General features: G+C 66.8%; 9 protein-coding genes and 2 riboswitches. Of the genes, 6 read left to right on the forward strand and 3 right to left on the reverse strand.

What is annotated here, in order from left to right; all coding sequences use genetic code 11:
* Window positions 1–2 precede the first annotated feature (2 nt).
* The gene (locus ACFTSA_RS23355; protein WP_377954406.1) at window positions 3–1430 is read left to right on the forward strand and encodes an NtaA/DmoA family FMN-dependent monooxygenase; all 1428 of its coding nucleotides are present in this window, start codon (window positions 3–5) and stop codon (window positions 1428–1430) included.
* Window positions 1431–1434: 4 nt separating this feature from the next.
* Complete coding sequence (locus ACFTSA_RS23360; RefSeq protein ID WP_377954407.1) at window positions 1435–1647, forward strand: hypothetical protein; 213 nt, start codon at window positions 1435–1437, stop codon at window positions 1645–1647.
* Between the two features lie 194 nt (window positions 1648–1841).
* Here the strand turns inward: ACFTSA_RS23360 and ACFTSA_RS23365 are convergent, their stop codons facing one another.
* The 3 genes from ACFTSA_RS23365 to cycA are packed head-to-tail and all read right to left on the reverse strand — an operon-like array spanning window position 1842 to window position 5122.
* On the reverse strand, window positions 1842–2651 hold the full coding sequence (locus ACFTSA_RS23365; protein ID WP_377954409.1) for a methylenetetrahydrofolate reductase: 810 nt from the start codon (window positions 2649–2651) through the stop codon (window positions 1842–1844).
* A gap of 30 nt (window positions 2652–2681) precedes the next feature.
* A complete protein-coding gene (purU, locus tag ACFTSA_RS23370) occupies window positions 2682–3599 on the reverse strand; it encodes a formyltetrahydrofolate deformylase (RefSeq protein ID WP_377954411.1) in 918 nt (305 codons plus the stop codon).
* On the reverse strand, window positions 3596–5122 hold the full coding sequence (cycA, locus tag ACFTSA_RS23375; protein WP_377954412.1) for a D-serine/D-alanine/glycine transporter: 1527 nt from the start codon (window positions 5120–5122) through the stop codon (window positions 3596–3598). Before cycA ends, purU begins: the two co-directional genes overlap by 4 nt.
* A 148-nt stretch (window positions 5123–5270) precedes the next feature.
* Window positions 5271–5368: riboswitch (glycine riboswitch) on the reverse strand.
* Between the two features lie 202 nt (window positions 5369–5570).
* A riboswitch (glycine riboswitch) is annotated at window positions 5571–5671 on the forward strand.
* A 148-nt stretch (window positions 5672–5819) separates the two neighbouring features.
* On the opposite strand from cycA, the gene gcvP reads away from it, so the two are divergent.
* The 4 genes from gcvP to ACFTSA_RS23395 form a co-directional block, all read left to right on the forward strand.
* Window positions 5820–8702, forward strand: a complete 2883-nt coding sequence (gcvP, locus tag ACFTSA_RS23380) for an aminomethyl-transferring glycine dehydrogenase (protein ID WP_377954413.1) — start codon at window positions 5820–5822, stop codon at window positions 8700–8702.
* 9 nt (window positions 8703–8711) lie between these two features.
* A complete protein-coding gene (gene gcvT / locus ACFTSA_RS23385) occupies window positions 8712–9845 on the forward strand; it encodes a glycine cleavage system aminomethyltransferase GcvT (RefSeq protein ID WP_377954414.1) in 1134 nt (377 codons plus the stop codon).
* A gap of 23 nt (window positions 9846–9868) precedes the next feature.
* On the forward strand, window positions 9869–10252 hold the full coding sequence (gcvH, locus tag ACFTSA_RS23390; RefSeq protein ID WP_377954415.1) for a glycine cleavage system protein GcvH: 384 nt from the start codon (window positions 9869–9871) through the stop codon (window positions 10250–10252).
* Between the two features lie 78 nt (window positions 10253–10330).
* Window positions 10331–10506: serine dehydratase beta chain (locus ACFTSA_RS23395; protein WP_377954417.1), on the forward strand; the 176-nt coding region annotated here is incomplete at its 3' end.

Here is a 10506-nt window from a genome sequence, read left to right on the forward strand (position 1 = left end):
CCATGACAGACGCACACATCGGCAACGGCTTCGTGCCCTCGGGCCAGCTGCAGCTCGGCATCTTTTTCCAGGGCGTGAACTCGGGCACGGTCTGGAAGGCGCCGGAATCCGGATCGCAGACGGACTTCGAATCGTTCCGCCGCATCGCCCAGACCGCTGAACGGGGCCTGTTCGCTGCGTTCTTCCTCGGCGAGGGGCTGCGGCTCCGCGAGCACCTCGGCCGCCCGCACGCGCTGGACGTGGTCGGCCGGCCGGACGCGCAGACCATGCTGGCCGCCCTGGCTTCCGTGACCAGCCGCATCGGCCTGGTGGCCACGCAGAACACCACGTACAACGACCCCGCCGACCTGGCGCACCGCCTGTCCAGCCTGGACCTGCTCTCCGGAGGCCGCGCGGCCTGGAACGTGGTCACCACGGACAACGCCTGGACCGGTGCGAACTTCCGCCGCGGCGGCTACCTGGACCACGCGGACCGGTACGTCCATGCCGAGGCGTTCGTCAACACGGCCAAACGGATCTGGGACTCCTGGGAGGACGGCGCCATCGCCCAGTCCGCCGGGGCCCCCGCCTGGGCAGCACCCGGTTCGGCCTTGCCGGTGCACCACGAGGGCAAGCACTACACGGTTGACTACGTGCCCAGGCTCCCGCGCAGCGCCCAGTACCGGCCGGTGCTGTTCCAAGCCGGCGACTCACCGGAGGGCCGCGACTTCGCTGCCCGGCAGGCCGACGTCATCTTCTCCGCCCACCCGAAGCTCGACGACGCCCTGGACTTCCGCCGCGACATCGTGGAACGCACGGTCAAGGCCGGCCGTGGTGCGAACGACGTCAGGATCATGCCGGCGAGCGAGTTCATCCTCGCCGCCACCCCACAGGAGGCGCTCGAGAAGAAGAACTGGGTGCGGAGCCTGCAGATCGGTCCCGAGCAGGCCATCGCCTACCTCGAGCAGTTCTGGGGACGCGAGCTCCAGGGCTTCGATCCCGACGGCCCGCTGCCGGACATCGACCCCGTGGTGGAGGAGACCTCCGAGACCCGTGGCAGCGGCTTCCACGGCGCCAAGGCAAAGCAGCTGGCGGACCAGTGGCGGGCCGAGGCCAAGGACAAGGGCCTCACCATCCGGCAGTTCGTCTCTGCCCGGACCAGCCGCGGGGACTCCAGCTTCACGGGTTCCTACACCGAGGTGGCGGATCGGCTGGCGGAGTATGCCCACACCGGTGCCGTGGACGGCTTCAACATCTCGCCGTGGCTGATTCCCACCGGTCTGGACGACATCGTCAACCACCTCGTCCCGGCACTGCAGGAGCGCGGCGTCTACCCGACGGAATACGCCGGCACCACGCTGCGCGAGAACCTCGGCCTGGCGACGCCGGTCCGGCGGGAAGCCTGCGTTGGGAACACTGCCGGGAGCACCGCCGTCGGACTGGAGGTCTAAGCAAATGGGCAGCGCCCGGGACAGCCAAACCCGCGACGCCGAAGCGGGCGAAGCGGCAGTCGCCGCGAGTGACAGCGGCGAGCCGGACAGCGTCGAGCCTCGCGGGGCCGCTCTGGGGGCTGGCGGAGCCGCTCTGGGGGCTGGCGGAGCCGCTCTGGGGGCTGGCGGGGCGGACTCGATCCGGCTGCAGCTGACCGTCCGGGAGCTGCTCCTCTAGTAACCGCATCGATTGCTCCGCAGGTGCCCTATTCCCCCTCCAAAACGGCACCTACGGAGCAATCGATGGGAGTTTTGTCCCGGCAAACTCGAAGACCGGTCCGAGCAGGCCAACGCCGACGCCGCCGCCCGCAAACCGGTGCAACGGGCTCGCAAGGAAATGCCGGCTCTTGCGCCCTGGTTACGGGATTCGGTTCAGGAAGCCTTCGCGCCTTCCCCGCCGCTCCAGTTCAGCGCGGGCTGGGTTTCGAGGCCGTTGAAGGTGTAGAGGTGGATGCCCTCAAGTGCAGGTTCCAGGGCGGACAGCTCGGAAACCAGGGACCGGGATGAGTAGCTGCCGGCGTTCAGGAGCCTGCGGGCGAGGGGCCCCTTGCGGCTCAGGAATTTCAGCGAGGGACCCACCCCGATCTTGGTGGCCAGCGAGACCAGCTTGGCCCGCGGGACGGCCCCGGCAACCCCCGCCCAGATGGGGAGGTCGACGCCTTCGCGGCGCAGCAGTTCGGCGTACCAGCCGATTCTGGGCGCGGAAAAGCACATCTGCGTCACCACAGTGGAGGCCAGGTGCTGTTTCTGCAGCAGCGCGTCAAGCATCTGCAGCTCATTGCACTTCGGGTGGCCTTCCGGGTATCCGGCGACGCCGATGGCCATGGTCCCGCCGGTCAGGTCGGCGATGTCCTCCATGAGCACGCCGCTGTTGCCGTAGGGACCTGCGGCCTCGGCAGCATCCCCGCCGATGGCGAAGACCTCCGTGATCCCGGCTGCGGAGCAGTCACGGAGCAGGCCCGCCAGCTGGGCGCGGCTTCCGATGCTTCGGGCCGCCAGATGCGGAATCACGTTGTAGCCCAGCTGGCCAAGCTGGACCGCGGCCCGCACGGTGGCCTCAACCCCGTGGTGCGGCAGGCACGTCACCGTCAGCGTTGATCCGTCGGGGACCTGCGCCCGGACTTTGGGAATGATGCCGTCCGTGGGGATGATCTCCAGGCGCACAGGCAATTGGTTCGTCATGAGCAACTCCAGGTCTGGTTGGATGGGCTGTCAGCGGAGGATAACCGTGCGGTTCCCGGACAGGATGATTCTTCCTTCGGCGTGCCAGCGCACGGCATTCGTCAGCGCCTTGCACTCCGCGTCCTTGCCCACGGACACGAGGTCAGCGGGAGTGTAGGTGTGGTCCACCTCGATCACCTGCTGCGCAATGATCGGCCCCTCATCAAGCTCCGAATTTACGTAGTGGGCCGTGGCGCCGACCGTCTTTACTCCGCGCTCATGTGCCTGATGGTATGGCTTGGCGCCCTTGAAGCTGGGCAGGAAGGAATGGTGGATGTTGATGGCCTTGCCGGCGAGCCGTGCCGTGGCGGAGTCGCTGAGAACCTGCATGTAGCGGGCCAGAACCACCAGTTCGACGGCGGACGCCTCCACCAGTTCCAGGAGCTTGGCTTCCGCTGCCGGTTTGGTCTCCGGCGTCACGGGGATGTGGTGGAACGGGACCCCGTGCCAGGCCGCGAGCCCTTCCAGGTCCGGGTGATTGGACACGACTGCTGCTATCTCCACCGGCAGTTCGCCGCTGCGGGCGCGGACCAGCAGGTCGTTGAGGCAGTGATCGTACTTGGACACCATCACCAGGATCCGCTGCTTGCGGTCATGGCGCTCGAGGCGCCAGTCCATGCCCCACTGTCCTGCCAGCGGCGCGAAGCTGTCCCTCAGCTGTTCGACGGCGCCCGTGTCACCCGGCGAGGCGAAGTGGACCCTCATGAAAAACTGTCCCGCCGTCCGGTCGCCGAACTGCTTGAGGTCGACGATGTAGCACTCCTGCCTGAGCAGGAATTCCGCGACCGCCTGGACGATTCCCAGGGAATCCGGGCAATGGAAGGTGAGCACAAACTCCACACCGGCCCCGGGAATCCGGGCCCCGCGGGCCTGGCGCACCGCCGTCGGGCTTTCCTCTGTCCTGATCATCCCTGAACGCTTTCCTTCTCCTCGAGACGCCGGTCCGCTTGCCCGCGGGCGGCGGTCTCCTCAGCCTTCAGCTCATCCTGGAACGCGGCGTAGCGTGCCAGGTGCGCGGGCCGGCGGCGCAGAACCAGCCAGGCCGCACCGAGCAGGACGAACCAGACGGGCGTGACCAGCAGCGCGGTCAGCGTGTCCGGCTGGGTGGTCAGGGTCCACAGGACGAAGGCGAAGAAGGCGAAGACCACCCACACCATGGGAATGCCGCCGGGCATCTTGAACCTGGAGGCGGTGTGCAGGTGCGGCCGGCGGCGCCGGAAGGCGATGTAGCTGGCCAGGATAACCGACCAGACGAAGACGAAGCAGACGGCCGAAACGGTGGTGACCATGTCGAACGCCTTGCCCACGTCCTGGCCGGCGTACATGAGCACCACGCCGGAGAGCAGCAGCACGCAGGACAGGAACAGGGCGTTGTTGGGGACCTTGCGGCGGGACAGGCTGCCGAAGGCGGCCGGCGCGTCGCCCTCCTGGGCGAGGCCGTAGACCATGCGCGAGGTGGAGTAGATCCCGGAGTTGGCCGAGGACATCGCCGAGGTCAGCACCACCAGGTTGACCACCGTGGCGGCAGCCCCGAGTCCGGCCAGCGAGAACATCGCAATGAACGGGCTGTGGCCTGCAGCGAACTGGGTCCACGGCGTGACGGACATCAGGATGATCAGGGCACCCACGTAGAAGAGCAGCACGCGCACCGGGATGGAGTTGATGGCCTTGGGGAGGTTCTTCTCGGGGTTCTTGGCCTCGGCGGCCGTGGTGCCCACCAGTTCGATGCCCACAAACGCGAACACGGCAATCTGGAAGCCGGCCACGAAGCCCATGAATTCGTTGGGGAAGAAGCCGCCATGGCTCCACAGGTTGGTGAAGCTGGCCTGTCCGGCGTCGCTCTGGAATCCGGTGAAGATCATGAACATGCCCACCACGATCAGAGCGGCGATGGCGATGATCTTGATCAGGGCAAACCAGAATTCGGTCTCACCGAACGCCTTGACGGTGGTGAGGTTCAGCAGCAGCAGGATGGCCACGGTGGCCAGGCCCGGGATCCAGAGGGGCAGCCCCGGCCAGAGCTCCCGGGAGTACCCTGCGATGGCAATGACGTCCGCGATTCCGGTGATCACCCAGCAGAACCAGTAGGTCCAGCCGGTGAAGAATCCTGCCCACGGCCCCAGCAGGTCGGCGGCGAAGTCGCTGAAGGACTTGTAGTTCAGGTTGCTCAGCAGCAGCTCGCCCATGGCCCGCATGACGAAGAAGAGCATGAAGCCAATGATCGTGTACACGAAGATCACGGACGGGCCGGCCGCAGAAATGGTCTTGCCGGAGCCCATGAAGAGGCCCGTGCCAATGGCGCCGCCGATGGCGATGAGCTGGATGTGCCGGTTGCTCAGCTGCCGCTCCAGGCGGGGAGCCTCGCCGGCCGGAGAACCGGCTGGGGAACCGGTTGGGGAACCGGTTGGGGAGGCTGGAGGATGAATCGTCATAAGGAACTCCATCGTTCAAGTGGCCTTGGACGGCCACACTGATTCGGTTCCTCCCCGCTCTGTATGGGACCTGAGAGATTCCGCGGACAGGGCCGTCCGCTTGCACCGTCGGTGAGACAGGACGCGCCTGCCTGCTTTCCAGAGTTGCCTCGCCGCGGCGGTACGTGGGCCTGAGAGTTTCCTGGGGAGGATTTGCTCCTACGGCGCCTGCTGAACGTACCGGCAGGGCTCTCCCGCCGCAGATCGTAAGCTTTTTCAATTATGTTGGGAAAATAATGCGTCCCGGCGGCAGCCGCCGTTCCGGCCCGTGCCGGCCAGCGCGGCCCCGCTGGCCACCGGATCAGTGTGGTCTCGGTCACGAAGAAATGTCAAACGGGGCCCGGATTTGGCAGAGACGGAAATGTCCTGTAGCTTGTGAGCCGAATCACCCCACATCTTCATAGCCTTTCGAACCGTGGCGGGAGAGTCCTCCCAGTCATTCACCGGGCAGGCGCCGTAGGAGCAAATCCTCCCCAGGAATCTCTCAGGCCCCCGTACCGCCGCGGCCAGGCAACTCTGGAAAGCAGTTCGGGTAACCGGGCTCACCGACGGTGCAAGCGAAGAACCATGTCCGCGGAATCTCTCAGGTCCAATACAGAGCGGGGAGGAACCCAATCCATGCCGTGCCACCAGTGGCCGGCCAGACCTGGAGTTCCTCATGACGATTCAATCGCATCCATCAACGTTCGCCGACCGGCATATCGGCGCCCGCCGCCAGGCCGATATCGACAGCATGCTCAAGAACATCGGCTATGACAGTGTCGATGGCCTCGTTGATACCGCCGTCCCGGCGTCCATCCGCCAGGAGAATGCCCTCCAGCTCACCGCAGCGCTGAGCGAGGTTGAGGTCCTGGCCGAGCTCCGCCGCCTGGCCGCCAAGAACAAGACCGCCGTCCAGATGATCGGCCAAGGCTACTACGACACGGTGACGCCGCCGGTGATCCGCCGCAACGTCCTCGAAGCCCCCGCCTGGTACACGGCCTACACCCCGTACCAGCCGGAGATCTCGCAGGGCCGGCTCGAGGCGCTGCTGAACTTCCAGACCATGGTCCAGGACCTGACCGCGCTGCCGGTCGCCAACGCATCGCTGCTGGACGAAGCCACCGCCGTGGCCGAGGCCGTGCTCCTGATGCGCCGGGCCAACAAGAACGCAGGGGCCAAGGACGGCAAGACGGTCCTGGACGCCGACTGCCTCCCCCAGACCATCGCCATCGTCAAGGGCCGCGCCGAGGCCCTCGGCTTCCAGGTGGAGGTCGCAGACCTTTCCCAGGGACTGCCCGACGGCGGCATCAACGGCGTCGTCCTCCAGCAGCCCGGCGTTTCTGGCCGCGTGTGGGATCAGTCAGGCGTCATCGCCGCCGCGAAGGAACGCGGCGCCCTGGTCACCGTGGCCGCCGACCTGCTGGCCCTCACCCTCATCACGCCTCCCGGCGAGCAGGGAGCCGACATCGCCGTCGGAACCGCCCAGCGATTCGGGGTGCCGCTGTTCTTCGGCGGCCCGCACGCGGCGTACATGGCGGTGCGCACCGGCATGGAGCGCACGCTCCCTGGCCGCATCGTGGGCGTCTCGAAGGACAACGCCGGCGCCCCCGCCTACCGCCTCGCGCTGCAGACCCGCGAACAGCACATCCGCCGCGAGAAGGCGACCTCCAACATCTGCACCGCCCAGGCGCTGCTCGCCATCGTGTCCTCTTTCTACGCCGTCTACCACGGCCCCGACGGCCTGAAGGCAATCGCCGAGACCGTCCACACCAAAGCCCGCGTCCTCGCCGCCGCGCTCACAGCAGCCGGCCGCGAGCTCGTCAACGACTCCTTCTTCGACACCCTCACCGTGCGTGTGCCCGGCAAGGCCACCAAAGTCATCACCGCGGCGGAAGCCCGCGGGATCAACCTGCGCCTCATTGACGCGGACACCGTGGGCGTTTCCATTGATGAAACGACGACGGCGGAGGTACTGTCCGCTGTCGCCGTCGCCTTTGGCGCCGGTCCCGTGGGTGACGCAGCAGGCTTTGAACTCCCCGAAGCCGTACTGCGAACGTCCGGTTACCTGCAGCACCCGGTGTTCAACACGCACCGCTCGGAAACCCAGCTGCTGCGCTACATCCGCAAGCTCTCCGACCGCGACCTGGCGCTGGACCGCACCATGATCCCGCTGGGTTCCTGCACCATGAAGCTGAACGCCACGGCGGAGATGGAGGCCATCTCCTGGCCGGAGTTCGCCTCGATCCACCCGTTTGCCCCCGATTCCCAGACCGCCGGCTGGCGCGAGCTGATCGATGGTTTGGAAGCCGACCTCGCCGAGATCACCGGCTATGACCAGGTGTCCATCCAGCCGAACGCCGGTTCCCAGGGCGAGCTGGCCGGGCTGCTGGCCATCCGCGGCTACCACCTGTCCCGCGGCGACGAGCAGCGCAACGTCTGCCTGATCCCGGCCTCCGCGCACGGCACCAACGCGGCCTCGGCCGTGCTGGCCGGCATGAAGGTGGTCGTGGTGGCCACCGCGGCCGACGGCACGATCGACCACACGGACCTGTACGCCAAGATCGAGGCCAACAAGGACGTTCTCTCGGCGATCATGATCACCTACCCGTCCACGCACGGGGTCTACGACGCCGACGTCCGTGAGGTCTGCGACGCCATCCATGCGGCCGGCGGCCAGGTCTACGTGGACGGGGCCAACCTCAACGCCCTCGTTGGGCTGGCCCAGCCGGGCAAGTTCGGCGGCGACGTCTCACACCTGAACCTGCACAAGACGTTCTGCATCCCGCACGGCGGCGGCGGACCCGGCGTCGGACCTGTTGCGGCGAAGGCGCACCTGGCCCCGTTCATGCCGGGGGATGCCAACAACGCTTCATCCGAGGGTGGCGCAGCCGGGCACGGCGTTGCGATCAGCGCCTCGCGCTTCGGTTCCGCGGGCGTGCTGCCGATCTCCTGGGCGTACGTGAAGCTCATGGGCGGCGTGGGCCTGACCGAGGCCACCAAGTCCGCGCTGCTCGCGGCGAACTACGTCGCGTCGCGGCTGAACGAGTTCTTCCCGGTCCTCTACACGGGCGAGGGCGGGCTGGTGGCGCACGAGTGCATTCTGGACCTGCGCGAGCTCACAGCTCGGACCGGGGTCACCGCCGAGGACGTGGCCAAGCGCCTGATCGACTTCGGTTTCCATGCCCCCACGCTGGCGTTCCCGGTGGCCGGCACCCTGATGGTGGAACCCACCGAGTCGGAGGACCTGGCCGAGATTGACCGGTTCATCGACGCGATGATCACCATCCACGCCGAGATCGAGCAAGTGGCCAACGGCGACTTCACCGTGGAGAACTCCCCGCTCCGCAACGCGCCCCACACGGCAGCCGCCGTCGTCAGTTCCAGCTGGGACCGCTCCTACCCGCGCGAGCAGGCCGCCTTCCCCGTTCCGTCGCTCCGGCAGGACAAGTACTTCCCGCCGGTGGGCCGCATCGACGGTGCAGCCGGCGACCGGAACCTGGTCTGCTCCTGCCCGCCTCTCGAAGCCTTCGAGGAAAACACAGCAGCTTTTGAAAACTAAGGACCAACGATGACCGAGAACTACACCGCCCTTTACGACCAGCACAAGATAGCCGGCGCCTCCTTCACCGACTTTGGCGGCTGGCAAATGCCGCTCAAGTACACCTCCGAGCTCGCCGAGCACCACGCCGTCCGCAACGCGGCGGGCCTGTTCGACCTCTCCCACATGGGCGAAGTCTGGGTGACTGGCCCGGACTCCGGCGCCTTCCTGGACTACGCCTTGGCCGGCAAGCTGTCCGCGATCGCCGTCGGCAAGGCCAAGTATTCGCTGATCTGCGACGCCGACGGCGGCATCATCGATGACCTGATTTCTTACCGCCGCGGCGAGGAGAAGTACCTGGTGGTCCCGAATGCCGGCAACGCACCGACGGTGGCCGCTGCCCTCGCCGAGCGGGCCGCGAACTTCGACGTCGCCGTCGAGGACGCCTCAGCTGAAACCTCGCTGATTGCGGTGCAGGGGCCCAACGCGGAAGCGATCCTGCTCCAACTCGTCCCGGCCGGACAGCACTCCCTGGTGACCGAACTGAAGTACTACGCGGCTGTCGAGGTGGGGATCACCTTCAACGGCACTGTCCAGAACCTGCTGCTGGCCCGCACGGGCTACACGGGTGAGGATGGCTTCGAAATCTACGCGCCCAACGAGGATGCTGCCGGGTTGTGGGAGGCGCTGCTGGACGCCGGCGCCGCGCACGGGCTTATCCCGGCAGGCCTGGCCTGCCGGGATTCCCTGCGCCTGGAAGCCGGGATGCCGCTCTATGGCAACGAGCTCTCACGCCGCGTCAACGCCTATGCGGCGGGTCTGGGTCCGGTGGTATCGCTGGCCAAGGAAAGCGACTTCGTAGGCAAGGAAGCGCTGGCCGCACTCAAGGCCGCCGGCGTAGGTTCCACCATGGGCCAGAAGCTCGTGGGCCTCAAGGGCCTGGGCCGCCGCGCCGCCCGCGGCCACTACCCGGTCCTCAAGGACGGCACACTGGTCGGCGAGGTCACCTCCGGCCAGCCCTCCCCCACGCTCGGCTACCCGGTGGCGATGGCTTATGTCGACGTCGAGCATTCAGGAATTGGCACGGTTCTGGACGTCGACCTGCGCGGCAAGGCCGAGCCGTTCGAAGTCGTCGCACTGCCGTTCTACAAGCGCACCAAGTAACCGGAACCTCAAAGGAAAAGCACATGAGCAAAGTTGTTTCTGAACTGAAGTACTCCGCCGAGCACGAATGGGTTGCTGCTGACGGGTCCGGGCCTGTGGGGGTCGGAATTTCCGCTGTGGCGGCCGACGCCCTGGGCGACATCGTGTACGTGGACCTGCCTGAGGTGGGGTCCACCGTCACGGCAGGCGAAACCTGTGGCGAGGTGGAATCCACCAAGTCCGTCTCCGACCTCTACGCGCCGGTCACGGGTGAAGTAACCGAAATCAACGACGGCGTCGTCGCGGACCCCGCCCTGATCAACCGCGACCCCTACGGCGCCGGTTGGCTGTTCAAAGTGGCCGTCACCGACGAGGGCCCGCTGATGTCGGCCGAAGAATACGCATCAGCAAACGGCGGCGAACTGTAACTCCCGGCAGCTCCACGCGCAGCACTTCAAACCCTCCCCAGCCCGAACCGACCACAACTATCCAGTTAGGAACCGACCATGGCTGTTGGAGTCTTTGATCTCTTTTCCATTCGGATTGGCCCGTCGTCCTCGCACACCGTTGGACCCATGCGGGCTGCTGCGGTGTTTGCGGAGGAATTGAAGTCCGCCGGGGTGCTGGAGGGCGTGGCGTCGCTGCGGGTGGACCTGTACGGCTCTCTCGCTGCCACCGGGCA

Origin of the sequence: Arthrobacter sp. NPDC057013 (genome assembly GCF_042674585.1) — a bacterium.
GTDB lineage: Bacteria > Actinomycetota > Actinomycetes > Actinomycetales > Micrococcaceae > Arthrobacter.